This window comes from Halomonas sp. AOP25-F1-15 (assembly GCF_052378675.1).
GTDB lineage: Bacteria > Pseudomonadota > Gammaproteobacteria > Pseudomonadales > Halomonadaceae > Vreelandella > Vreelandella casei.
On the sequence record NZ_JBQSXV010000008.1, the window covers coordinates 60,260 to 84,601 of the forward strand.

Genomic DNA, 24,342 nt, shown 5'->3' on the forward strand with positions numbered 1-24,342 from the left:
TTTCAAGTAAGTGAGACTGACGTTATGAACGTGTTTACATCCATTGGCCGCTCTGCACGGCTGTGCCTTTTTGCTGCCATGGCAACTGTTACTTTGCCTGCCGCTGCCCAGGTAATTCCTCAGCCACAAACAATTATTCCGGCGGCACCACAGTTAGCGGCAAGTTCGTGGATACTCATGGATGCCAATAGTGGTCGCATATTGGCCGAGCATAACTCGGATGAACGCCTTCCCCCGGCCAGCCTGACCAAGCTGATGACCGCTTACTTGGTTGAGCGCGAGCTTAATCGAGGCACCATCAATCTGACCGACATGGTTAATGTCAGCGAGAACGCTTGGCGCACCGGCGGCTCGAAAATGTTTATTGAAGTAGGCGACCAAGTTTCTGTCGATAACCTGCTCCACGGTATCATTATCGTTTCAGGCAACGATGCGAGTGTGGCCATGGCCGAGCATTTGGCCGGTGGCGAAGCGCCTTTTGCAGACCTGATGAATCAGCACGCCACGCGTTTGGGCATGAACGACACTAACTTCCAGAACGCTACTGGTTTGCCTGCTGAAAATCATTACTCAACCGCCCATGATCTGGCGCGCTTGTCACGCCATATCATCAATGATTATCCTGACCATTATGAAATCTACTCGCATCGCTCCTTCGCCTTTGGCGGCATTGATCAGCCCAACCGCAATCGCTTGCTGTGGCGTGACACCTCGGTAGATGGGCTTAAGACTGGCTGGACAACCGAAGCGGGTTTCTGTTTGGTATCTTCGGCAAAGCGTGACGACATGCGTTTGATTTCTGTTGTCATGGGCACCAATTCTGACGAAGCGCGTGCTCAGGAAACGCAAAAGCTGCTTAGCTACGGCTTCCGCTTCTTTGAAACGATGAAGCTTTACGAGCGTGGCGCTGTTCTCGCTACGCCGCGCGTTTGGGGTGGTGATATTAACGAACTGCGAGTCGGCGTTGATGAAGAAGTCTTCATGACTCTGCCGCGCAATCGTAATGAAGAACTTCGCGCTCGCCTGAATCTTGATCCAGACCTGAAAGCGCCGATTGCCATTGGCGACGAGGTGGGTACGCTAGAAGTGCACCTGGGTGATGAAATCGTGGGCGAGCGTCGTTTAGTCGCTTTGGAAAATGTTGAAGAGGGTGGGCTGTTCAAGCGTCTGTTTGATCAGGTTCAGCGCTTCTTTAGCGGTCTGATCAGTAACTTTACCGACTAGTTTGACGTTGGTATGTTCGCTGATTAGTCCAAACGTATATTGACGATGAAAGGTTTGCTATGAAAAAAGGTGTCCCTCAGGGAGTCCGCGATTTGCGCCAGCCGGCAGTGCTGGAGCCGCCTAAAATCACCTTTCCCTGTGATTATTCATTAAAAATCGTAGGAGACGCCGCGGACGATTTTCCGGCCAGCGTATGCCAAGTCATTGTGCAATACGCTGCTGATTTCGATGCGACCACGATGCAGGTGGTTGACAGTCGAAACGGGCGTTTCCAGTCAGTGCGTGTGGTGATTAGAGCAACGGGTGAGCAGCAAATAAAACAATTGTTTGATGCTCTAAAGGCTACCGGTCGTGTCCATATGGTGGTGTAATCGTGCAAGATTCGGCGCCGATTGAGCTACATCGTTTAGGTCGCCAGCCGTATCTTCCGATATGGGAGGCGATGCGCTCGCTGACCGATACACGAGATGAGCATACGCCTGATCAATTCTGGCTAGTTGAGCACGACCCTGTATTTACTCAGGGTCAGGCAGGTAAGCCGGAGCATTTGCTAATGCCCGGCGATATCCCTGTTGTGCAGACTGATCGCGGCGGTCAGGTCACCTACCATGGCCCTGGCCAAGTGGTGCTTTATCCGCTTTTAGATGTGCGCAGGGGTAAGATCGGTGTGCGTGATTTGGTGACCGCGTTGGAGCGCGCGGTGATTGAGGTATTGAGCAGCTATGGCCTGAACGCATATGCCAAACCTGACGCGCCTGGCGTTTATGTTGCTGGCGGGGCAGGTGAGCAAAAAATCGCCTCGCTAGGGCTGCGTATTAGACGGGGTGCCAGTTTTCATGGGGTGGCGTTAAACGTGGATGGCGATTTATCGCCTTTTCAGCGCATTAATCCGTGTGGTTATGCCGGCATGCCGATGGCGAAATTGTCAGATTTTGTGACATTACCTGATGAGCACTGCGTAGGCGATCAGTTGGCGCAAGCGTTAGCGGCTCAGTTAAAGCGCCGTTTATTGCTCGTTGAGCCGTTGCCAGCACACTAATTTTTTAAGGCTTTTGTCTAGAACCGTTATGTTCTAGATACATGATTTCTCAATGCTATAAATTGCCGCTGTACCGGGAGCCTAGAGGTTAGCTTTCAGTACAGCGGCTTTTTTATGCCTAGCCTACATTGAACGTAGGAATACGATTGGGATCGGGTTCTTGATGCTGGCCGGGAATGGCTGCAGGTGAGGCAAGGCCTAGGTTATTCTTTTCAAAAACGCGGTCAGCGCGATAGCTTGAGCGCACGAGCGGACCTGATGGAACTTCCATAAAGCCCTTTTCAAGACCAATCTCACGGTAGCGATCAAATTCTTCTGGTGTTACCCAGCGCTCTACCGGCAAGTGGTTTTTGGTTGGGCGCAGATATTGCCCAAGCGTCACAATGTCGACACCTATTTCACGCAGGTCGTCAAACGTTTGTAAGATCTCTTCGTCGGTTTCACCTAATCCCAGCATTATGCTGGTTTTGGTGATGATGTCAGGACGGTAGCGCTTGGCATGAGCAAGCACATCAAGAGTTTTACGATAGCCTGCACGCCGGTCACGTACGCGCCCCGTTAATCGCTCAACGGTTTCAACGTTTTGGGCAAATACCTGTAGCCCGGAATCAACGACGCGCTCAATTGCCGTGAGTTCACCATCAAAGTCGGGTGTTAACGCCTCAACGACAACGTCCGGCGTGCGCGCTTTAATAGCGCTTACGCAGTTGGCGTAATGCGTTGCACCACCATCGTCTAGATCATCACGATCTACCGAGGTCAGTACAATATAGCGCAGCCCCATCAGCTCGACTGACTTAGCCGTGTTTTCAGGCTCTTCAAGATCCAGCCATCCTTGTGGGTTGCCGGTGTCTACTGCGCAGAAGCGGCATGCGCGTGTGCAGACGGACCCCATCAGCATGATAGTGGCCGTGCCGTTGCTCCAGCACTCGCCCATATTAGGGCAGTGTGATTCTGCACATACGGTGCTAAGTCGATGCGTGGCGACATTTTTCTTCACCGCTTCAAAGCGTTCGCCACCCGGGATCTGAGCTCGTAACCACTTTGGCTTGCGCTCAAGAGTAGGGGCTTCTGCCTGCTCTTTGCGCTGCTTCATGCCATCCTTGATTACCGACATGCCATGTTCATTGCGGAATTTTTCACCGCTAGACACGCGCTGCGAGGGAATCTTGCTCATAGGGACAGAGCCTCTCTATTGTGCGGTAGGCATGGTGACGGAGGGGGCGCTCACCTCTCACCCAGCCTGCCAGTTGATGCGTAACTCGCTGGATAATTCTTTAACCTAATGGGCGCTAATGTAACATATCTCGCCGTCAACAGGACACCGATAGGGACTACTGCCAGCTCAACCCCAATCGGCCTGCGGGCTGGCGTGCTAAGGGGCAGATGCCCAGTTGAAATAACCGGAATGCTGCACAGGATAGTCCTGAAAAAAGAGGCTTGAAAATAGCCTTAAAAATAGTGCCGGCATTTATTTTGGGCTAAAGATCGACGTCATACAGGTAGTGTCCTAAACTATGTTGCGTTGCAGCATCATTGCTTTCGGGTCTGATGCTTGTGCATCTACCCAATGGGGGAACCTATGAATTTTTTGGCAAATCCTTTGCTTTCTAGTTCCACGCTTACGCCTTTATTTGATCCGTTCGGATTTGGGCGTGCGGCCTTTGATTACTGGCGCGATAGCGTTGAGCGCAGCGTTTTGTATTTAGATGTAATGCGCGAACGCGGCAATCAATACCTTGAGCATATGGAGCAAACTAAGCCCAGTGTGCTGGGCTTCGATACTGAAGTATTAATGGATGGGCGCACGCTGCCACGGCCCACTAACTATGAACTACTGCGTGTACTACCTCACGAAGGTACCGAAGTTGATCTACAAAAGCGCCCCTTTGTCGTTGTAGACCCGCGCGCAGGGCATGGGCCAGGCATCGGTGGTTTTAAACCTGACAGCGAGCTAGGCGTCGCGCTGAAAGCTGGCCACCCCTGCTATTTTATTGGTTTTCTGCCGTTCCCTGAGCCCGGTCAAACCGTTGAGGATGTAGTCGAGGCAGAAATCGCTTTCTTGCGTCATGTTATAGAACTGCATCCGGAAACCACCGAAAGACCCATGGTCGTAGGCAACTGCCAGGCGGGTTGGCAGCTTATGATGGGGGCTGCCTTAGAGCCTGATGTGTTTGGGCCTATATTGATTGCCGGCGCGCCGCTTTCTTACTGGGCTGGCGAGCACGGTAAGGCACCCATGCGTTATACCGGTGGAATGTCGGGCGGCAGTTGGATTACCGCGTTAACGAGCGATATCGGCGACGGGATGTTTGACGGTGCCTGGCTGGTACAGAATTTTGAGCGCCTCAATCCAGCAAACACCCACTGGAAAAAGCAATATCACCTTTACGACAACATTGATACCGAGGCGGGTCGCTACCTTGATTTTGAACGCTGGTGGGGTGGTCACGTTGTGTTGGGCGGTGAAGAAATTCAATACATCGTCGATAACTTGTTTGTCGGAAATCGGCTTTCGACCGCACAGTTAGTGACTCACGACGGTCGTCGCATTGATCTGCGTAATGTTCGCTCACCGGTCGTTGTTTTCTGTTCAAAAGGCGATGATATAACGCCACCGCCTCAAGCCCTGGGCTGGATTCGTGATCTTTATGAAGACGAAGATGATCTTATCGCCAATGAGCAGACCATCGTCTATTGCCAGCACGACACTACGGGCCATTTAGGAATTTTTGTATCGAGCAGTGTCTCGCGTAAAGAGCATACCGAGTTCACCGCCAATATGGATTATATTGATGTGATGCCACCGGGGCTGTATGAAACCACGGTGACGCATACCGATGATCATCACGACCCGGCGTTAATCGAGCGCGATTATTTGCTGGAGTTTACACCCCGTAATTTTGCAGAGCTTGATCGGGACGTGATGCATAAGCCGGAGGATGACCGACGTTTTGCAACGGTTGCGCGTGTATCCGAAATTAATCTGGGCATGTACCGCCTTTTCCTTCAGCCTTGGCTAAAAGCGAGCATTACGCCGGAAGCCGCGCGCTGGATACGCCGCATGCACCCCATTCGTTTGGGCTATAAGCTATTTTCTGACCGTAACCCATTGTCAGTGCCGTTGCCGGTAATGGCGGAGGTGGTGCGCAAGAATCGTCACTCTGTCTCTCAAGACAATTTGTTTAAAGCACTTGAGACCATGGGCTCAGATCAGATTGTGACTAGCTTAAACAGCATGCGCGATTTACGTGACGCCAATACCGAAAAAATGTTCATGAATATCTACGGTCAGCCATTTTTGCAGGCAGCTGTGGGTCTTCATGGCGATGCCCACGTACACCGTCGCCGCCCTGGTGCAGAGCCTGAGCACCGACGCTTTGTTAAGCAGCGCCAGGAAGAGATTCGTGAAAAAATAGCGCAAGGTGGCGCTCATGAAGCAGTCATGCGCTCGCTTATTTATGTACTCGGCGGCGCACCCGCGACAGATGAACGTAATTTCAAGCGTCTGCGCGCCTCGCGATCTGAGCTTGAGCCCGGCATTAAGCTCAGTGAGTTTAAGCGTTTGGTACGCGAGCAGTTCTTCATATTGAAGCTTGATCGTGAGCAAGCGTTAAATGTGTTGCCTGGACTGCTCAACGGGCTGAGTAATGCCGATATTAGCGGCCATGTGAAGCAGCTTGAGCATGTTTTCGCCGCCAGCGGTGAGCTTTCAGAACGTGCAGCAGAGCGCTTCGCACAGATTAAAATGCTATTTGATAAAGCAAGGCCAGCCAAGCCCGCCGCCGCCCCGGCAAAAGCGCCCGCTAAAACGGTTGCTAAGCCCAAGTCTGCCGCTAAACCAGCCGCTGTGGCTGAGCCCACCACGCCAAAGCCAAGTGCCGCTGAGCGTGCACCCGCTAAATTGCAATCGGTTAAGCCATTAGCTAGTGCCGAGAAAAAGGCAGCCAGTAAATCAGTTGCGAAGCCTGCGAATGGCGCGGGTAAAAAGACACCGCCCAAACGCTAAATCAGTCGCTTAGCTCAACGCGCCCTCGCCTATTTGGTGGGGGCGCGTTGTTTGTTTCAGCACTTTTTGGGTTGCCGTAAAGCCGAGGGCAGTCTAGTGTCTAGCTACTCTTTATCTGAAATTTAAGGATTCACACCACTACTTAGTTGCTACTGGCGCTTAGCCAAGGGCTGGGGTAGGGTAGGCGCATTTTTTCATCCGTATCTTTTTAATGGCCTGTTTCCCGGCGATACGGCACCGAATTCAGAGCACGCGCTAGAGTCAGCCCGTGCATTAGGAAAGTGGAGCACTATGGGCAAGTCACTGGTCATCGTCGAGTCGCCAGCTAAAGCGAAGACGATTAACAAATATCTCGGCAACGATTTCATCGTGAAGTCGAGCGTGGGTCACATCCGTGACCTGCCGACCAGCGGCTCAGGTAAGGCAGCCTCCGACCCTAAGGAGCGCGCTCGCCAGGCCGCAGCGACACGCAAAATGTCGGCGGAAGAGAAAGTTGAGCATAAAAAGCGCAAAAGCCAAGATCAGCTAATTCGGCGTATGGGCATCGATCCTAATAACGGTTGGGAAGCTCACTACGAAGTGCTGCCCGGAAAAGAAAAAGTCGTTGCCGAGCTGAAAAAGCTGGCTGAGAAAGCTGATGCTGTCTATCTCGCAACGGATTTGGATCGCGAGGGGGAAGCCATTGCATGGCACCTGCGCGAGACCATCGGGGGCGATAACGACCGCTACAAGCGCGTGGTGTTTAACGAGATCACCAAAAACGCGATCCAGGACGCGTTCAAAGCACCTGGCGTGCTTAACATACCCCGTGTAGAGGCACAGCAAGCGCGACGCTTCCTCGACCGAGTGGTGGGCTTTATGCTCTCGCCGCTGCTATGGGCGAAAGTGGCACGGGGGCTGTCAGCTGGTCGAGTGCAGTCGGTAGCCGTGCGCTTAATTGTTGAGCGTGAGCGCGAAATCCGTGCGTTTATTCCTGAAGAGTTTTGGGATGTTCACGCTGACTTAGCCTCACCAGAGGGCGAGCTAGTGCGCTTCGCATTGGTGCGCCAAGACGGCAAAGCGTTTAGGCCTACCTCTGAAAAAGATACGCTGGCGCGTATTGAGCAGCTTAGGAAAGCCAAACTAGCGATTACCTCGCGTGAAGATAAGCCCACCAGTTCAAAGCCCACGGCTCCCTTTATTACCTCTACGCTGCAGCAAGCGGCGAGTGGGCGGTTAGGCTTTTCGGTTAAGAAAACCATGACCATGGCTCAGCGTCTCTACGAAGCTGGCTACATTACCTACATGCGTACTGATTCCACCAATTTGTCGAAAGACGCCGTGGAAAGCGTGCGTGAGTACATTAGTGAAGAGTTTGGTGAGCGCTACCTGCCGGAAGCGCCTAATCGTTATAGCAGTAAAGAAAGCGCCCAAGAAGCTCACGAAGCTATTCGCCCTTCAAGCGTTGAGCGCAAAGCAACCGATTTAGCGGGCATGGAGCGTGACGCAGAGCGTCTTTATGAATTGATTTGGCGCCAGTTTGTGGCTTGTCAAATGACCCCCGCGCAGTATCTTTCAAGCACGCTGAGCGTTGAGGTCGATGGCTATGAGCTGCGTGCCAAAGGCCGCGTGCTCAAATTTGATGGCTATACGCGGGTAATGAAGCCCGGCGGTAAAAATGAGGACCAGACCCTGCCTGACTTGCCGCAGGGGACGCCCATGGCGCTGGAAGCGCTTGATCCGCTGCAGCACTTTACTAAGCCTGCACCACGCTATACCGAAGCAAGCCTGGTTAAAGAGCTTGAAAAACAGGGCATTGGTCGACCTTCAACCTACGCCTCTATTATTTCGACGATTCAAGATCGCGGCTATGTGAAATTAGAAAACCGGCGTTTTTATGCTGAAAAACTTGGTGATATTGTCACCGAACGGCTAAAAGAATCGTTCCCGGATTTGATGGATTTCTCGTTCACCGCTCGTATGGAAGATAGCTTGGATGAAGTTGCCGAAGGTGAGCGCAACTGGCAGGGTTTGCTAGACGACTTCTACGGTGAGTTCCGTGAAGAGCTTGCTAAAGCAGAGAGCGATGATGGTATGCGGCCCAATCAGCCGGTGCCGACAGACATAGATTGCCCTAGCTGCGGTCGTCATATGCAGATTCGAACGGCTTCTACGGGCGTTTTCTTGGGCTGTAGCGGCTATAATCTGCCGCCAAAAGAGCGCTGCAAAACGACTATCGACCTTATTCCGGGTGAGGAGGCCGTTGCCGAAGACGCGGGAGAAGACGCTGAAACCAACGCGCTGCGGGCGAAGAATCGCTGTCACAAGTGTGGCACGGCCATGGACAGCTATTTAATCGATGAGACGCGCAAGCTGCATATCTGTGGCAATAGCCCAGACTGCGATGGCTACGAAGTCGAGAGTGGTAAATTCAAGATTAAAGGCTACGATGGCCCGGTGATTGAGTGCGATAAATGCGGCTCTGAGATGCAGCTTAAATCAGGCCGGTTTGGTAAGTATTTTGGCTGTACCAATGGTGACTGCAAAAATACGCGCAAGCTATTGAAAAGTGGCGAAGTGGCGCCGCCCAAAATGGATCCGATTCCGATGCCGGAGCTGGCCTGTCAGAAGGTTGACGACCATTACGTGCTGCGCGATGGGGCAAGCGGTCTATTTTTAGCAGCCAGCAAGTTTCCTAAAAATCGTGAAACGCGGCCGCCGTTAGTCAAAGAATTGAAAGCGCATGCTGATGAGCTGCCAGAGAAATATCACTTTATTCTCAAGGCGCCTAGTGAAGATCCTGATGGACGCCCGGCTCAGATTCGATACTCTCGCAAGAGTAAAGAGCAGTTTGTGATGACCGATGAGGAAGGTAAGGCCACTGGCTGGAAAGCCACGTTTGATGCCGGCAAATGGCACGTGGAGGATAAGCGTAAGTGAGTGCGCAGTCCCGAACCAATCAATTGCTCTATCAGGCTGAGCTGCTAGCCACGTTATCAGCCGGGGATGACGAACATGCCACGGCGAGACAGATGGCCCAGGAGGAGGGCGCGTTGGCGCTCTTTGAGCTGGCTTTAGAGTCGCTGTTGCGTGAAGTCACTGAGCATGCACGGTTGTCAGAACATGCTTGGCGTATTCTGCTAGCAGAAGATGGTGTGAATTTAGCAGAGCTGCAACGCCTGCGCGATTTAAGAGCCCATCCTGAGAGCTGGTTACACTGGCTCGTGGCCCAGCTTGAGCGCTTGCACAGTGACGATGGGGCCGCACGGCGTACGGCGCACAATCCCGCGATGATTGCAGTGGGTAGCCCAGTGAATTTACGCAAGCAGCTATTGGATAATCTCCAGGCAGCAAAGCGAGAAATAGGCGCTCTGCGGGAAACTAGCTTGGAATGGTAGGTCTACTAAAATAACGAAAAGCGCTCATTGCAGTAATGCCTTGGTGAGCGCGGTTATTCACTGCGCGTTAGCTGTATTGCGCGTATGACGAAAATACTAACGGCGAATGTGGGAATAATGTATAACAGCCACCAGATGAGCCTTGTGGGTCAACCACAGGCTAACGTGTTTCGAGAGCTACCATGATGCCTGTCAATCGCCGTCGTTTTCTCGCTATGGCGCTGAGCTTTCCCGCCGTTGCGAGCGCTGCTGTGAATTCGCCTAGTCCATCAGGCGTCCCGGATCTCGTTGAGGCGATGCTCACGCGTGCTCATGTACCTAGGCACAGCAACGAACTATGGGTGTTGATAGATGATCAAGAGTCTACGCTAAGCGTGTTTCGTGGCAATGCCTTACTAGAGCGCTTTGCGCCGATATCGTTAGGGCGGGCGGGGGCAAAAACGCAGCGCGTACGTGGCGATAGTGTGACCCCTTTGGGCGAGTTTCGTATCAATCGTTTTAATTACGAAAGCCAGTGGCGCACTTTTATGGCCATTGACTATCCAACGCCGGCCCATGCACGCATGGCATTGGAAAGTGGGGTTTACTCCCAAACGGATTATGAAGACTACTTCGAATACTACCGCCGTTACGGTCACCCATCCCAAAATACGGCGCTTGGCGGCGCTATTGGTATTCATGGGTTGGGTGGCGCGGATCCCGATATTCATGGGCGCTATAACTGGACTCAGGGGTGTGTTGCCGTTACCAACGAGCAAATTGATCGCCTCGCAGAGCTAGTGGGTGTTGGCACCCGTGTAGTGATCCGTTAAGCTAGCGCCGTTGTAAGGAAGTTCGAGGTTTTTAAATAAGTGGCTATAGACAAGCGCTGTGGACTATTATAAAACAGCGTTTGACTTGTGTGCTTAACAGCACAAGTCATTGAAAAGAACCTGCACCGCAGGTAGACAAATTTAAGCTAAGAGCTTAGCCTTACCTTTGTCATACCCTTAACGTAGTACCCAAGGACGACTCAAGGAGAACATTATGACTCTGAAAAATACTCTGAAAATGACTGCTGCTGCCGCTTCTCTGGCAATCCTAGCTGGTTGTGCTTCTACCAGCGCTCTGGAAGAAGTTCGCATGACTGCTGAGTCTGCACAAGCTGACGCTGCAGAAGCACGCAGCATGGCTTCACAGGCTATGAACACTGCAAACCAAGCCCAGCGCGATGCGCAGGCTGCTCTGCAGATGTCTGAGCAGAACCGTGAAGAAATGAACCGTATGTTCCAGCGTTCCATGCAGAAGTAATTCTGCCTGGACTGTTGGGGAGTCAATAGACTCTTTCAGCGGTTGCTGTATGTGTAGATTGTAATGCAAGAAGCTTTGCACACAGCTACACAAAAAAACCCCGCCTCGGCGGGGTTTTTTGTTGCTGCGCTATCAGCTCATCAAGCTTTTTCTTCGCTGCTAGGTGCTGCTGTGAGCTCAATTTCGTCGATAAGTTCGACAGGCTCGGGTTTTATTTCAGGTGCTCCGGGGCCAAAGAGGGCAATAAATTGGCCGTCTGGTGCGTCAACGGCACGCTCTATCTGCTCTGGGTCGATCTCTACTTGATCTTCAGTTAGCGCCGTAACGCGATCAATTGCGTTGCGTATCGGTTCGAAATCACCCACGTTTTCTTCAAGTTGAGGGAAGGACTGCACGAACAGTGTGCCGTCGGCTCCCCAGCCTGCTTTAAAGGGTGCATCCATCAGGTTGACCTGAGTGCCGCTAGGCAGGCGCTCATACAGCGAGGCGATATCTTCAGGGTACATGCGAATACAGCCACGGCTAGCACGCATGCCTACGCCGTCTGGCTTATTGGTGCCATGAATTAAGTAGCTAGGCATCGCCAGAAGGATGGCGTGCTCGCCAAGCGGGTTGTCAGGGCCTGAGGGCACAATTGAAGGCGCAGGATCGCCACGTTCAGCCGCTTCGCGGCGCATCGAAGCTGGCGGTGCCCATGCAGGATCTTTTACCTTAACGGTTGTGCGAGTGATACCAACCGGGGTTGCAAACTCTTCCCGACCTACGCTAATCGGGTAGGTTTCAACGATGCCCGGATTGTTGGCCGGGTAATAGTAAAGACGCAACTCAGATAGGTTGACTACGACGCCTTCACGAGGTGCTGGGGGCAAAATATACTGAGCCGGAATAACGACCTCGGTACCTGCGCCAGGAACCCATAGGCTTACGCCAGGATTGGCCATACGAATTTCTTCATAGCCAATATTGTGACGTCGAGCAATATCAAGGAGTGTCTGGCTAGAGTCTTCGACGACGACCGTATAGCGTTCCCCGACGATGTCGCCGGTTTCAGGTAGGCGGAAGTGGCCGCGGGGCAGCTCGTCTCGGCTAGCAACTTGTGATGCGCTGTCAACGGCATCGAGGTTGATTTCTTGCGCTTGTTGGCTGTCTACCTGCTCGTCAGCGGATTGCGCAAAAGCAGGGGTAGCCAGGCTAGCTGCAAACAGCACAGCCAAGCTGGTGGGGCCCCAGAGATTGAAAGTATGTCGAATGTTCATAGTCGTTCCTAATATGTTAATTTACTGCTGATGCGCGTTTTGGTGACCAGTAGGGCATAGCTATTGACAAGTTTGCCCCAAGGTTCACGCCGCCGCTACTTTTTGATTAAGCGTGCTGAGTAAGTTTTCTAGCTGCTGAAAACGCTTATCAACACTTTCCATAGGTAATTCAAATCTTAAGGTGTCTGCGCCATCCAGGCGGTAGTGTTTTGGTGAGCGTTGAATAAGTGTCACCAGCGTCATGGGGTCGACCTGAGTGCTGCTCTCAAATAGCACTCGACCACGGCTTTCGCCGGCTTCTATTCGGCTGATGCCTAGCTGCTCAGCGCGATGGCGCAGCTTGGTTTGCCGAATGAGGTTTTTCAATGGCGCGGGCAGCAAGCCAAAGCGGTCAATAAGCTCAACCTGCAGTTCTTTAAGCTCGCCATCGCTCTGCGTATTGGCAATCCGCTTATACATCACTAGCCGCTGCTGCACATCGTGAATGTAGTCGCTGGGAATGAGGGCAGGCAGATTAAGGCTAATTTCGACACCGGTATTGAAGGGAACATCGATATTGGGGGTTTTGCCGGCACGAATCGCCTTCACGGCTCGATCAAGCATTTCCATATAAAGCGTGTAGCCAATGGTTTCCATTTGGCCGCTCTGCTCATCGCCTAGCAGTTCACCTGCTCCGCGAATTTCCATGTCGTGGCTAGCCAGCGTAAAACCCGCCCCTAAATCATCCGAAGCGCTGATGGCCTCAAGACGTTTTATCGCATCGCGCGTCATGGCTTTTGGTGTAGGGGTCAAAAGATAGGCATAGGCTTGATGGTGGCTGCGGCCAACTCGTCCCCGCAGTTGGTGTAGTTGGGCCAGGCCAAATTTGTCAGCACGCTCAATGATGATGGTGTTTGCGCTAGGCACATCAATGCCTGTCTCAATAATGGTGGAGCAGACCAATACGTTAAATCGGCGATGGTAGAAGTCCGACATGATGCGCTCCAGGCTGCGCTCAGGTAGCTGGCCGTGGGCAACGCCAACGCGTGCTTCGGGTATCAGTTCGCGGATCTTTTCGGCGGTGTTTTCGATCGTTTTAACTTCGTTATGCAGCACATAGACCTGGCCACCACGCAATATTTCACGCAGCAGGGCTTCTTTTATCACGCTGTCGTCATGCTGCTGCACGAAGGTTTTGACCGAAAGACGGCGGGCCGGCGGCGTGGCGATGATCGATAGGTCGCGGATGCCGCTCATGGCCATGTTCAGCGTACGCGGAATAGGCGTGGCGGTCAGGGTTAATATGTCGATCTCAGCGCGTAACGTTTTTAGCTTCTCTTTTTGGGCAACCCCAAAGCGATGCTCCTCGTCGATAATGAGCAGGCCCATTTTAGGTAGCTCAACACTTTTCGAGAGCAGCTTGTGAGTGCCGATCACAATATCGGTTTGACCGTTTTTAATGCTTTCCAGCGTCTGAGAGACTTCTTTGGCACTGGTGAAGCGGGAAATCAGGCCAATATTGACGGCAGTATCGGCAAAGCGATCGCGGAAGTTCTCAAAATGTTGGCGTGCGAGCAGAGTGGTCGGCACCAGGACGACCACTTGCCGGCCGGACTGCACGGCTAGAAACGCCGCGCGCATGGCGACTTCTGTTTTGCCGAAGCCTACGTCGCCGCACACCACGCGGTCCATCGGCTGTGGCGACGTCATGTCGCTGATCACCGCCTCAATGGCCGCATGCTGGTCGGGCGTCTCCTCAAACGGGAAGTTGGCTGAGAAACGTAGGTAATCCTCCCCGGGGGCTTCGTAGACCACGCCCTGCTGAGCTTCCCTGCGTGCATAAACGTCCAGCAGTTCGGCTGCGGTATCACGAATTTTCTCGGCGGCTTTGCGACGCGCTTTTTCCCATTGATCTGAGCCCAGCTTATGCAGAGGCGCTAGTTCGTCGTCGGCGCCGCTATAGCGGGAGATCATATGTAGGCTATCGACGGGCACATACAGCTTGGCGCCATCTGCATAGGAGAGCGCAAGAAACTCATTTGCCTGCCCGCCTGCCTCTAATGTCTCAAGGCCTAAGTAGCGGCCCACGCCATGGGCTTGGTGAACAACCGGCGCGCCCTCACGCAGCTCTGATAGATGACGTACCGCTAGCTCATTGTCATCGGTGGCTTTTTCACGACGGCGACTTTGACGTACGACTTCGCCAAATAACTCGGTTTCGCTGATCACCGCCAAACTGGGGTTGTTAAGCCACAGGCCACTGTCGACTAGCCCTTCGGTAATCGCATACTGTTGGCTGCCAGCCAGAAACGCATGGAAACTCTCAGTGTGGGGCAGCGATAGCTTCAGCGGTGCCAGTATCTCTTCTAATGCCTCGCGCCGGCCGCGGGATTCCGCCACAAAAAGCGTGCGTGTTTTAGAGTGTGAGGTTAAAAACGTGGACAGATCGCTTAACGGCTTTTTCGCTCGCGAGTTGATCGGCAGCGTAGGAAGCGATGTGGCGTCAGGCAGCTGCGCATGGCGTTGCTGGCTGTCTTCGGTCAGCTCAATGCGCGGATACGATTTGATGGCCGAAAATACGTCACTGACGGGAAAAAATGCCCGATGCGGAGGCAGAAGCGGGCGCGTATTGTCCACGCCTAAGTTGACAAAGCGGGCGTCTATTGCCTGCCAATGCTGCTCGGCTGCTTGGAAAACGCCGGGCAGTAAAGCTACTCGCGTGTCATTCGTCAGGTGATCGAATAAAGAGGCGGTATGCTCAAAAAATAGCGGTAGGTAGTGCTCAAGGCCCGGTGATGGAATGCCTTTTAATGCATCGTTATACAGCGGGCACTGGCGCGGGTCGACGTCAAACAGTGTTTCAAATTTTTCGCGGAAACAGGCAATGGCACTACGGCTGAGTGAGTACTCATGAGCGGGTAATAGCTCGAGTGACTCAAGTTTATCCGTAGAGCGCTGGCTGCCTGGGTCAAAGTGGCGCAGCGTATCGATTTCATCATCAAACAAGTCGATACGGATTGGTTCATCCATACCCATGGCAAACAGATCAATCAGCGCGCCGCGCATGGCATATTCGCCGGGTTCGTAAACCGTTTCTACGGCACGGTAGCCCGCTCGCGATAATGATTCGCGAAAGGTCTCACGATCCAGCCGCTCGCCGGTTTTTAAGGTCATCACTCGCCCGGCAATATATTCAACCGGGGGCAGACGCTGCATCAGCGTATTGATTGGCACCAGCACAATGCCGCGCACGCCATCTTGCAGCTGACGAAGCGTGCGTAGTCGTGCCGAGACAATGTCTTGATGGGGTGAAAAGCTGTCGTAGGGCAGCGTTTCCCAGTCGGGGAAGGGCAGCACCGGTACGTCGCTGTAGAAATACAGGTCTTGCTCAAGGCGCTGCGCGCTGGCCGTATTGGGCGTGATGACCAATAGAGGCGCGTGGGTTGCAACGCGGGAGAGTGCCAGTGCAGTCGCACTGCCCGGCGGCGATGTCCAGTAGAGCGTATCGCGAGTCCCTTCGGGCTGGGGCGGTTCGAGCAGAGAAAAAGTCGGCATAATCAAGATATCGTTTTGCGCTGAAACGGAAAGCAGATCATACACGATCGCCCGTTTCAGTTAGAGCGCTGTCGCTTATCGATAGTTACTAATCATTGGCCAAGCTTGTAGTCAAATCGACGATTCTGTAATACGCCTACACGCTGTGCGACCATCCTTTGATTGCGACAGCGGCGCTTGGCTAGGATAATGCAGCACGGAAATTGTTTTTTACTTATTGTTTTTACACTTTTTCACTACATTAATGAGGCCGCACGTGAGTCAGCAAGCTCTCGAAAACGTTTTTCAAGAATGGCAGGGTAACGAGGCTTTGGCGGAACAGATGATCCCTATGGTGGGTCAGCTCTATCGTCAAAATAACGTTGTTGCCACCATGTTCGGACGTTCGTTGATTAAGCGGTCGGTCATTCGCATTCTTAAAGACCATCGCTTCGTGCGCAAGCTGGAAGGGACAGAGCTGTTTGTCGACGATACGTACCCAATCCTAAAAGGCATGATTGCGCTTAACCTTGGGCCTGCGCATGTAGATGTCGGTAAGCTGGCGGTGATGTTTAAGCGCCAAGGTGGCGGTGACGTTGAGGCTTTCCTACGTAAAGAGCTTCACGAAATAATTGATGGTTATCAGTCGGGCGCAAGCACGGGCGAGCCTCAAGATGTAGTGCTTTACGGGTTTGGTCGTATTGGCCGCTTGCTAGCGCGAGTGATGGTTGAGAAAGCCGGAGGCGGTAACCTTCTGCGCCTACGTGCCATCGTGGTGCGCGGCCGTGGCGACGTGGCGAAAGATCTTGAAAAACGCGCCAGCCTGCTGCGCCGTGATTCTGTTCATGGCCCTTTCGATGGTACGATTATCGTCGATGCGCAGGCGCGCACGTTGACGGTTAATGGCAATGTTATCCAGGTTATTTACGCCGATTCTCCTAGTGAGATTGATTACACCGAGTACGACATCGACAACGCTGTGATTGTTGATAATACCGGTATCTGGCGCGATGAAGACGGCCTGGGTCAGCATTTGAAATGTAAAGGTGCCGCTAAAGCTCTGCTAACCGCACCGGGCAAAGGCGACATTAAGAATATTGTTTATGGTATTAACCATGCGTCGATTGGTGACAGCGATCTTATTGTCTCTGCTGCGTCATGCACGACCAATGCGATTGTGCCGGTATTGAAGGTGCTCAACGACGAATACGGCGTTGTGAATGGCCATGTTGAAACCGTCCATGCCTACACTAACGATCAGAACCTGATCGATAACTACCATAAAGGCGATCGTCGTGGCCGTAGCGCGGCGCTCAACATGGTATTGACTGAAACGGGAGCCGCTAAAGCTGCCGCGAAGGCATTGCCTGAGTTAGAAGGCCGGCTGACAGGCAACGCCATTCGCGTGCCCATCCCCAATGTTTCCATGGCTATTCTAAACCTGACGCTGGATAAAGAAGTCAATGCCGTTGAGCTAAATGATTACTTGCGTCGGATGTCAATTGAGTCCGCTTATCAGAAGCAGATTGACTTCGTTGATTCCGCCGAAGTGGTGTCATCTGATTTCGTTGGCAACCGCCATGCGGGCATTGTTGATGCTAAGGCGACGATTGCTAGCGGTCATCATGCTGTCGTTTATGTGTGGTACGACAATGAGTTTGGCTACAGCTGTCAGGTAGTGCGTATTTTGCAGCAGATGTCTAATGTGCAGTTCTTAAAGTTACCACGCTAAGTAATTAGTCGTAGGAAAGTCCGTGCGTTGGACGTTCATGCGAGCAGGACTATCGGGCGCTACCTTTGGGTGGCGCCTTTTTTTGGTCCCAATTCACCTTCTTGTGTATGTATATAGCACTTTTGAAGGTCATAAGGGATGTGGTCATTGGACGCGCTTGTCTTTATAATAAGAGGGATTTTTCGGGGTGGTTCAAGTGCTGCTTGGGCCTGACTGGTAACAATCTGAGCAGAAAACAAGAATTCACTGAGCAGAAAAGAAGCATTCGAACCCCATACCTTCGTATATCCGATCCAACAACTGGGCGAGACTATGATCGAAGTCAAAAAAGGCCTGGATCTCCCCATCACGGGAGCGCCCGAGCAGCGTATTGAAGATGCGCGGCCTGTGCGCCACGTGGCAATCCTGGGTACTGACTACGTTGGCATGAAGCCAACAATGGAAGTTCAGGAAGGGGATAAGGTCAAACTAGGCCAATTGCTCTTCACCGATAAGAAGATTGATGGCGTGCGCTATACAGCGCCTGCTGCCGGTGAAGTGCTTGCAATAAACCGTGGCGAAAAACGTCGTTTGCTATCTGTTGTGATTAAAGTTGACGAGACTGAGGAGGCGATTGAGTTCGCAGCTCATGATCGTAATGCCATCGCACAGCTTGATCGTCAGATCGTAGTTGATCAGCTGGTGGAATCTGGGCTGTGGACAGCGCTACGCACGCGTCCATTCTCGCGTACGCCAGCTATCGACAGCACGCCGGTCGATATTTTTGTGACTGCCGTGGATACCCATCCGCTGAGCCCTGACCCTGCGCTGATCATAAATGAGCAGCCGCAGGCATTTGAAGACGGCCTCAAGGTGTTAGCGCGCCTTACCGAGGGCAACGTTTTCCTATGTACAGGTGAAAAGGGTACAGGTGAAAAGGGTACAGGCGAAAATGCCTCTATTCCGGGCGGCGATATTGACGGTGTGAAGATTGAAAGCTTTGGGGGACCTCATCCTGCCGGCTTGGTCGGGACCCACATTCATTACCTTTCCCCGGTCGCACTGCATAAAAAAGTGTGGCACATCGGCTATCAGGACGTGATTGCGTTCGGCAAGCTGTTTGTAGAAGGTAAGCTGGATGTGAGCCGTGTTATTGCCATCGGTGGTCCGCGTGCCGAGAATCCACGTCTTATTCGTACACGCCTAGGTGCTAATACGGATGAGCTGCTGGACGGCGACGTTATCAAGCCTGATGACACTCGCGTCATTTCTGGCTCTGTTTTTTCTGGTTTTGCTGCAGAAGGCAAGTTGACCTATCTAGGCCGCTTTGGCAACCAAGTGAGCTTGCTAGAAGAAGGCAATAAGCGCACATTCATGGGTTGGATGTCTCCCGGTGTTAATCGCCACTCGGTTTTGGGAATTTATATCTCCAAAATTAAAGGGCTGAGCAACTATGCACCGACGACGTCAACGAATGGTTCTGAGCGTGCGATGGTGCCCATCGGTGTCTACGAGAAAGTGATGCCACTAGACATTATGCCTACTCAACTTTTGCGTTCGCTGATCGTGGGTGACATTGAAGCTGCCATGCAGCTTGGGTGTCTTGAGCTGGACGAAGAGGATCTGGCGCTGTGCACGTACGTTTGCCCTGGCAAATACGAATACGGCCCTATCCTGCGTGACAATCTCTCCATGATCGAGAAAGAGGCGTGATGATGGGTATTCAACAGACACTCCAAAATATCGAGCCGCATTTCCACAAGGGCGGAAAATACGAAAAGTTCTATCCGTTATTTGAAGCGGTAGATACTATTTTCTACTCACCGCCTAGCGTTGCTAAAACGACGGCCCACGTGCGCGATGGTATTGATCTTAAGCGTATGATGATCACCGTTTGGCTGTGCACTTTCCCTGCCATGCTATTTGGTATGTGGAATGCCGGCTGGCAAGCTAACGTCGCCATTGATGCGGGTTACGCGTCAATGGGTGGCTGGCGCGAAGCGATCATGATGACCTTGGCGTCGGGTCATGATTCCAGCAGCTTATGGGCTAACTTTGTTCTTGGTGCTACCTACTTCTTACCTATCTATTTGGTAACGTTTGCAGTGGGCGGTTTCTGGGAAGTGTTGTTCGCGATTAAGCGTGGCCACGAGGTGAACGAAGGTTTCTTCGTGACGTCGGTGCTGTTTGCGCTGATTCTTCCCGCCACTATCCCGCTTTGGCAAGTTGCTTTAGGCATCACCTTTGGTGTGGTCATTGGCAAGGAAATCTTCGGTGGTACGGGCAAGAACTTCTTGAACCCCGCACTAACGGCGCGTGCATTCCTATACTTCGCTTATCCGGCGCAAATCTCGGGTGACTCTGTATGGGTCGCAGCCGATGGCTATACGGGAGCCACTGCGCTTTCCTTAGCATTCCAGGACGGCATGACGGCGTTGACCAATACCTTTAGCTGGTGGGATGCCTTCCTTGGCTTTATCCCAGGCTCTGTGGGTGAGGTTTCCACGCTGGCCATCTTTATGGGGGCGGCGGTTCTGCTGTGGACACGTATTGCCTCCTGGCGAATCATGCTGGGTGTATTCCTGGGCATGGTGGCCACCAGTACACTCTTTAACCTGATAGGCTCCGATACCAACGCCATGTTCGCCATGCCTTGGTACTGGCATCTGGTTATTGGTGGGTTTGCCTTCGGTATGGTGTTCATGGCGACTGACCCGGTGTCAGCCTCGATGACTAACCAGGGCCGCCTTATATTTGGTGCGCTGATTGGTGTGATGACTGTCTTGATTCGTGTTGTGAACCCGGCCTTCCCAGAAGGCATCATGCTTGCGATTCTGTTCGCGAACCTGTTTGCACCGCTGATTGACCATTTCTTCGTCCAGGCCAATATCAAGCGCCGCGTTAAGCGTACCGGTGTACCGGCCGAGGAGACTGCCTAATGGCACAAGGTAATAACTCCATCAAGAAAGTCCTGATTGTGGCCTTTGCACTGTGTATTGTGTGCTCGGTCATCGTCTCGACGGCGGCGGTTGCATTGCGCCCCGCTCAGCAGCTCAATCAGGAACTTGACCGTAAAACCAATATCCTCAACGTTGCCAAGCTCTATGAGCCCGGTATGGACGTTGAGGAGGCCTTTAGCGAGCAAATCACCGCCCGCGTTATCGATTTGGATAGCGGCGAATACACTGATGAGTTTGATCCTGATACGTTTGATAGCTTTGAGGCTGCGCGGGATCCCGCTACCGGCCGCACGCTGTCAGGCGATCAGGATATTGCAGGCCTTTCGCGGGTAGAAAACTACGCGACGGTATACCTGATTGGTGACGAAAACGATCCAGAGCAAATTGTGCTACCTATTCGTGGCCAAGGGCTTTGGGGACTGATGCGGGGCTTCTTAGCGGTAGAGGGTGATGGCAACACGATCGTTAGTATCACCTACTACGAGCACAGCGAAACGCCAGGCCTAGGTGGGGAAGTAAACAACCCACGTTGGCAGGCCCAGTGGGAAGGTAAGAAAATTTACGATGAAGAGGGCGACCTCTCACCGGCAATTCACCTTACTAAGGGCGGCGCGAGCGACGACTATGAAGTGGACGCGTTATCTGGCGCTACGCTAACCAGTAATGGCGTGACAAACATGCTGCGGTTCTGGTTAAGCGAGGAAGCATTCGGGCCGTATTTGGCGAAATTCCGCAGCGGTACTGAGCCGGAAGATGCCGAAGGCACCGATACTGACTTCGAAGACGTTGAGGGGGCTTAATCATGGCGGACGTAAATGCAAAAGGCGTTTTAACGGCGCCGATTTTTAGAGACAACCCCATCGCACTGCAGATTTTGGGGATTTGTTCAGCACTGGCAGTAACGACAAGCATGAGCGTGTCGCTGGTAATGGCGCTGGCGGTTATCTTTGTGACTGCGTTCTCAAACTTGTTCGTTTCGTTGATCAGGAATCACATTCCGTCATCGATTCGTATCATTGTGCAGATGACCATTATTGCATCATTGGTTATCGTGGTAGATCAGATTCTCAAAGCCTACGCTTATGAGATGTCCAAACAGCTTTCTGTGTTTGTAGGCCTGATCATTACCAACTGTATCGTTATGGGCCGTGCAGAAGGCTTTGCGATGTCTAACTCGCCAGGTCTGTCGTTCTTAGACGGTATCGGTAACGGCTTAGGCTACGGCTTTGTACTACTGATTGTCGGTTTTGTACGTGAGCTGCTGGGCGCTGGAAGCATCTTTGGCTTCACCGTCCTCCAGACGGTTCAAGACGGTGGCTGGTACGTTCCTAACGGCTTGCTGCTGTTACCGCCTTCGGCGTTCTTCATTATTGGTCTGCTGATTTGGGTTATGCGTTCGGTTAATCCAGAGCAAGTAGAAAGTAATGAGTTCAAAATGAAGGAAAACACCCAGCCCAAGGAGGCCGTGTAATATGGAACATTATCTGAGTCTTTTTGTTGCCTCGGTGTTTGTTGAGAACATGGCGCTGGCCTTCTTCTTGGGCATGTGTACCTTCTTGGCTGTTTCCAAAAAGGTTTCCTCTGCGATTGGTCTCGGTATTGCCGTTATCGTTGTATTGACCGTTACGGTACCCATCAACAACTTGGTGTTCACCTACTTGCTGCAAGAAGGCGCACTAACGTGGACGGGTATCAGCGGTGCTGAAAATATTGATCTTTCGTTCCTTGGGCTGCTTTCCTATATCGGTGTTATTGCTGCACTAGTACAGATCATGGAGATGTTCCTTGATAAGTACGTGCCTTCGCTCTACAACGCGTTAGGTGTATTCCTGCCGCTAATCACCGTTAACTGCGCCATTTTAGGTGGCGTGCTGTTCATGGTTGAGCGTAACTACAACTTTGGCGAATCAGTGGTCTATGGTTTTGGCGCAGGCACGGGCTGGGCGCTGGCGATTGCCGCTCTGGCGGGTATTCGTGAAAAGTTGAAGTACAGCGATGTGCCGGGTGGGCTGCAAGGACTGGGCATCACTTTCATCACCGTGGGTCTGATGTCGTTAGGCTTTATGTCTTTCTCTGGCATTCAGCTTTAATCGGAGCCGGTTTTTCTCGGCGATGCTCGCGTCGCCGGGTTATACAAAACCTTCAGCAATAGGAAACCGACATGGTTGATACAACAGTCATCTTGCTCGGTGTTGTCATGTTCACGGTCATCGTTATTAGCTTAACGGCGATCATTCTGGCAGCGCGCAGTAAGCTAGTTAGTAGCGGGGACGTGACCATTGAAGTCAATGGCGACCCTGAGCATACGTTGAGTACGCAAGCCGGTGGTAAGCTGCTAAACACGCTTGCTGCTAACGGTATTTTCCTCTCTTCAGCTTGCGGTGGCGGCGGTTCCTGTGCGCAGTGCAAGTGCCGTGTAGAAGAGGGCGGTGGCTCCATCCTGCCAACCGAAGAATCGCACTTCACTATGCGTGAGAAGAAAGACGGCTGGCGTCTATCTTGTCAGGTACCTGTGAAGCAGGACATGAAAGTAGAAGTGCCTGAAGAAGTCTTTGGCGTTAAAAAATGGGAATGTGAGGTTGTTGCTAACCCCAACGTTGCCACCTTTATCAAAGAGCTGAACTTGAAACTGCCTGAAGGTGAGGAAGTTGCCTTCCGTGCAGGTGGCTATGTGCAGCTAGTCGCACCGCCTTACGACATCAAGTTTTCTAATTTTGATATTGAGGAAGAATACCGCGGTGACTGGGAAAAATTTGACATGTTCAAAGTTTCCCACAAGAGCAACGAGGAAGTTATTCGTGCTTACTCGATGGCGAACTACCCTGATGAAAAGGGTATCCTTAAGTTCAATATTCGTATTGCAACGCCGCCTCCCGGTACTAGCCATGCGCCTGGTTTGATGTCTACGTTCGTCTTCAACTTAAAAGAAGGCGACAAAGTGACAGTCATGGGGCCATTTGGTGAGTTCTTCGCCCGCGATACTGATGCTGAAATGATCTTTATCGGTGGTGGTGCAGGTATGGCGCCAATGCGCAGCCATATCTTTGACCAGCTAAAGCGTTTGAAGTCGGATCGCAAGATCACCTTCTGGTACGGTGCGCGCTCTTGGCGTGAAACGTTCTATAACGAAGAGTACGATCAGTTAGCCGAAGAGTTCCCTAACTTTGAGTGGCACTTGGCGCTTTCTGATCCACAAGACGAAGATAACTGGGAAGGCCCTACAGGCTTCATCCATAACGTGCTGTACGAAAACTATCTAAAGGATCATCCCGCGCCTGAAGATTGCGAGTACTACATGTGTGGACCGCCGATGATGAATGCCTCTGTTATTAAGCTGCTGCTTGATATGGGTGTCGAGCCAGAAAACATCTTACTGGATGACTTTGGCGGCTAATCAATCATCAAGATTGTAAGTCGACAGCCTCGATAGGCCGTAGCAGATATAGACGTGATAAGCGGGGCTGGCCTTTTTGGCTGGCCCCGTTTGTTTATGGATTACCCTCAATAGGCGGGCGCTTATCACCTCTGATCCGCTGATGTATAATGAGTGTACAAAATAAGCTTGTAAGGCACTTCTTGGCAGGTAAGCTGTCGACAATTACCTGTAGAGAGAGCTACTTGTAGAGAGGGCTACTTGCAAGCGACAGTTTAGGTGCAAGCAAGGCATCGCTATCAAAATAAGCAGTGTTGGGAGATTGATATGACTATTTGGCTACTGGCATTTGGTTTTATGGCACTGATCATGTGCGCCATGGCAGTGGGTGTGCTTATGGGCCGTAAACCCATAGCGGGCACATGCGGCGGCTTGAATCAGCTTGGATTAAAAGAAGGCTGCGATATTTGTGGCGGTAAAGACGAAGTCTGTGAAGAAGAGAACCGCAAGCAAAGCAGTATTCGCCGCCGCAGCGACGAAAGTCGCGGCGCTGATCTAGGTTACGATGTGACCCGTCGATAGCCAGGCAT

Annotated in this window: 19 protein-coding genes; 16 read left to right on the plus strand and 3 right to left on the minus strand. The window is 52.2% G+C overall.

The genetic code is table 11. The features are described from left to right. Positions 1 to 24: 24 nt before the first annotated feature. From ACT3TF_RS14850 to lipB, 3 genes are read left to right on the plus strand one after another with little or no spacing between them, the layout of a single operon-like run. Positions 25 to 1,224 carry a D-alanyl-D-alanine carboxypeptidase family protein gene (locus ACT3TF_RS14850; protein ID WP_096279585.1) on the plus strand — a complete coding sequence of 400 codons (1,200 nt, stop codon included), beginning with the start codon at positions 25 to 27 and terminating at the stop codon, positions 1,222 to 1,224. A gap of 59 nt (positions 1,225 to 1,283) precedes the next feature. Then, positions 1,284 to 1,595, plus strand: a complete 312-nt coding sequence (locus ACT3TF_RS14855) for an HP0495 family protein (protein WP_096279587.1) — start codon at positions 1,284 to 1,286, stop codon at positions 1,593 to 1,595. Positions 1,596 to 1,597: 2 nt separating this feature from the next. Next, positions 1,598 to 2,263, plus strand: a complete 666-nt coding sequence (gene lipB, locus ACT3TF_RS14860) for a lipoyl(octanoyl) transferase LipB (protein WP_444672442.1) — start codon at positions 1,598 to 1,600, stop codon at positions 2,261 to 2,263. A gap of 118 nt (positions 2,264 to 2,381) precedes the next feature. Here lipB and lipA read toward each other — a convergent pair whose 3' ends face one another. Continuing rightward, positions 2,382 to 3,440, minus strand: a complete 1,059-nt coding sequence (lipA, locus tag ACT3TF_RS14865) for a lipoyl synthase (protein ID WP_096279591.1) — start codon at positions 3,438 to 3,440, stop codon at positions 2,382 to 2,384. A 405-nt stretch (positions 3,441 to 3,845) separates the two neighbouring features. Here lipA and ACT3TF_RS14870 point away from each other — a divergent pair, with 405 nt between their 5' ends. The 5 genes from ACT3TF_RS14870 to ACT3TF_RS14890 all read left to right on the plus strand — a co-directional run bounded on the left by ACT3TF_RS14870 (position 3,846) and on the right by ACT3TF_RS14890 (position 10,939). Next, entirely contained in the window at positions 3,846 to 6,272 is a 2,427-nt protein-coding gene (locus ACT3TF_RS14870; protein ID WP_096279593.1) for a DUF3141 domain-containing protein, read from the plus strand. A 291-nt stretch (positions 6,273 to 6,563) separates the two neighbouring features. Further along, positions 6,564 to 9,191 carry a type I DNA topoisomerase gene (gene topA / locus ACT3TF_RS14875; RefSeq protein WP_096279596.1) on the plus strand — a complete coding sequence of 876 codons (2,628 nt, stop codon included), beginning with the start codon at positions 6,564 to 6,566 and terminating at the stop codon, positions 9,189 to 9,191. Beyond that, complete coding sequence (locus ACT3TF_RS14880) at positions 9,188 to 9,649, plus strand: DUF6586 family protein (protein ID WP_096279598.1); 462 nt, start codon at positions 9,188 to 9,190, stop codon at positions 9,647 to 9,649. The genes topA and ACT3TF_RS14880 overlap by 4 nt, the downstream gene beginning before the upstream one ends. Positions 9,650 to 9,831: 182 nt before the next feature. Further along, positions 9,832 to 10,461 carry a L,D-transpeptidase family protein gene (locus ACT3TF_RS14885; RefSeq protein WP_096279601.1) on the plus strand — a complete coding sequence of 210 codons (630 nt, stop codon included), beginning with the start codon at positions 9,832 to 9,834 and terminating at the stop codon, positions 10,459 to 10,461. Positions 10,462 to 10,675: 214 nt separating this feature from the next. Next, entirely contained in the window at positions 10,676 to 10,939 is a 264-nt protein-coding gene (locus ACT3TF_RS14890; RefSeq protein ID WP_096279604.1) for an Lpp/OprI family alanine-zipper lipoprotein, read from the plus strand. Between the two features lie 140 nt (positions 10,940 to 11,079). Here ACT3TF_RS14890 and ACT3TF_RS14895 read toward each other — a convergent pair whose 3' ends face one another. Then, entirely contained in the window at positions 11,080 to 12,195 is a 1,116-nt protein-coding gene (locus ACT3TF_RS14895) for a L,D-transpeptidase family protein (RefSeq protein WP_096279606.1), read from the minus strand. Positions 12,196 to 12,279: 84 nt separating this feature from the next. Next, the gene (gene mfd, locus ACT3TF_RS14900) at positions 12,280 to 15,729 is read right to left on the minus strand and encodes a transcription-repair coupling factor (protein WP_444672443.1); all 3,450 of its coding nucleotides are present in this window, start codon (positions 15,727 to 15,729) and stop codon (positions 12,280 to 12,282) included. A gap of 256 nt (positions 15,730 to 15,985) precedes the next feature. On the opposite strand from mfd, the gene ACT3TF_RS14905 reads away from it, so the two are divergent. The 8 genes from ACT3TF_RS14905 to nqrM all read left to right on the plus strand — a co-directional run bounded on the left by ACT3TF_RS14905 (position 15,986) and on the right by nqrM (position 24,334). Next, positions 15,986 to 17,440, plus strand: a complete 1,455-nt coding sequence (locus ACT3TF_RS14905; RefSeq protein WP_096279610.1) for a glyceraldehyde-3-phosphate dehydrogenase — start codon at positions 15,986 to 15,988, stop codon at positions 17,438 to 17,440. Between the two features lie 312 nt (positions 17,441 to 17,752). Continuing rightward, positions 17,753 to 19,132: a Na(+)-translocating NADH-quinone reductase subunit A gene (locus ACT3TF_RS14910; RefSeq protein ID WP_441686030.1), complete on the plus strand. Its 1,380-nt coding sequence runs from the start codon at positions 17,753 to 17,755 to the stop codon at positions 19,130 to 19,132. Next, entirely contained in the window at positions 19,132 to 20,358 is a 1,227-nt protein-coding gene (locus ACT3TF_RS14915; protein WP_096279614.1) for an NADH:ubiquinone reductase (Na(+)-transporting) subunit B, read from the plus strand. The genes ACT3TF_RS14910 and ACT3TF_RS14915 overlap by 1 nt, the downstream gene beginning before the upstream one ends. Then, positions 20,358 to 21,179 carry a Na(+)-translocating NADH-quinone reductase subunit C gene (locus ACT3TF_RS14920; RefSeq protein WP_096279616.1) on the plus strand — a complete coding sequence of 274 codons (822 nt, stop codon included), beginning with the start codon at positions 20,358 to 20,360 and terminating at the stop codon, positions 21,177 to 21,179. The genes ACT3TF_RS14915 and ACT3TF_RS14920 overlap by 1 nt, the downstream gene beginning before the upstream one ends. A 2-nt stretch (positions 21,180 to 21,181) precedes the next feature. Then, positions 21,182 to 21,850, plus strand: coding sequence for an NADH:ubiquinone reductase (Na(+)-transporting) subunit D (locus tag ACT3TF_RS14925; RefSeq protein WP_096279618.1), 669 nt, complete (start codon positions 21,182 to 21,184; stop codon positions 21,848 to 21,850). A gap of 1 nt (position 21,851) precedes the next feature. Further along, a complete protein-coding gene (nqrE, locus tag ACT3TF_RS14930; protein WP_096279620.1) occupies positions 21,852 to 22,469 on the plus strand; it encodes an NADH:ubiquinone reductase (Na(+)-transporting) subunit E in 618 nt (205 codons plus the stop codon). A gap of 71 nt (positions 22,470 to 22,540) precedes the next feature. Further along, the gene (gene nqrF, locus ACT3TF_RS14935) at positions 22,541 to 23,773 is read left to right on the plus strand and encodes an NADH:ubiquinone reductase (Na(+)-transporting) subunit F (protein ID WP_096279622.1); all 1,233 of its coding nucleotides are present in this window, start codon (positions 22,541 to 22,543) and stop codon (positions 23,771 to 23,773) included. A gap of 306 nt (positions 23,774 to 24,079) precedes the next feature. After that, on the plus strand, positions 24,080 to 24,334 hold the full coding sequence (gene nqrM / locus ACT3TF_RS14940) for a (Na+)-NQR maturation NqrM (RefSeq protein WP_441673294.1): 255 nt from the start codon (positions 24,080 to 24,082) through the stop codon (positions 24,332 to 24,334). Positions 24,335 to 24,342 lie beyond the last annotated feature (8 nt).

Excerpts from the sequence above, each read along its gene's own strand:
- ACT3TF_RS14850 (WP_096279585.1), top strand. The coding sequence starts at position 25 with ATGAACGTGTTTACATCCATTGGCCGCTCTGCACGGCTGTGCCTTTTT.
- ACT3TF_RS14855 (WP_096279587.1), top strand. The coding sequence starts at position 1,284 with ATGAAAAAAGGTGTCCCTCAGGGAGTCCGCGATTTGCGCCAGCCGGCA.
- lipA (WP_096279591.1), bottom strand. The coding sequence starts at position 3,440 with ATGAGCAAGATTCCCTCGCAGCGCGTGTCTAGCGGTGAAAAATTCCGC.
- ACT3TF_RS14870 (WP_096279593.1), top strand. The coding sequence starts at position 3,846 with ATGAATTTTTTGGCAAATCCTTTGCTTTCTAGTTCCACGCTTACGCCT.
- topA (WP_096279596.1), top strand. The coding sequence starts at position 6,564 with ATGGGCAAGTCACTGGTCATCGTCGAGTCGCCAGCTAAAGCGAAGACG.
- ACT3TF_RS14885 (WP_096279601.1), top strand. The coding sequence starts at position 9,832 with ATGATGCCTGTCAATCGCCGTCGTTTTCTCGCTATGGCGCTGAGCTTT.
- ACT3TF_RS14890 (WP_096279604.1), top strand. The coding sequence starts at position 10,676 with ATGACTCTGAAAAATACTCTGAAAATGACTGCTGCTGCCGCTTCTCTG.
- ACT3TF_RS14895 (WP_096279606.1), bottom strand. The coding sequence starts at position 12,195 with ATGAACATTCGACATACTTTCAATCTCTGGGGCCCCACCAGCTTGGCT.
- mfd (WP_444672443.1), bottom strand. The coding sequence starts at position 15,729 with ATGCCGACTTTTTCTCTGCTCGAACCGCCCCAGCCCGAAGGGACTCGC.
- ACT3TF_RS14910 (WP_441686030.1), top strand. The coding sequence starts at position 17,753 with ATGATCGAAGTCAAAAAAGGCCTGGATCTCCCCATCACGGGAGCGCCC.
- ACT3TF_RS14915 (WP_096279614.1), top strand. The coding sequence starts at position 19,132 with ATGATGGGTATTCAACAGACACTCCAAAATATCGAGCCGCATTTCCAC.
- ACT3TF_RS14920 (WP_096279616.1), top strand. The coding sequence starts at position 20,358 with ATGGCACAAGGTAATAACTCCATCAAGAAAGTCCTGATTGTGGCCTTT.
- ACT3TF_RS14925 (WP_096279618.1), top strand. The coding sequence starts at position 21,182 with ATGGCGGACGTAAATGCAAAAGGCGTTTTAACGGCGCCGATTTTTAGA.
- nqrE (WP_096279620.1), top strand. The coding sequence starts at position 21,852 with ATGGAACATTATCTGAGTCTTTTTGTTGCCTCGGTGTTTGTTGAGAAC.
- nqrF (WP_096279622.1), top strand. The coding sequence starts at position 22,541 with ATGGTTGATACAACAGTCATCTTGCTCGGTGTTGTCATGTTCACGGTC.
- nqrM (WP_441673294.1), top strand. The coding sequence starts at position 24,080 with ATGACTATTTGGCTACTGGCATTTGGTTTTATGGCACTGATCATGTGC.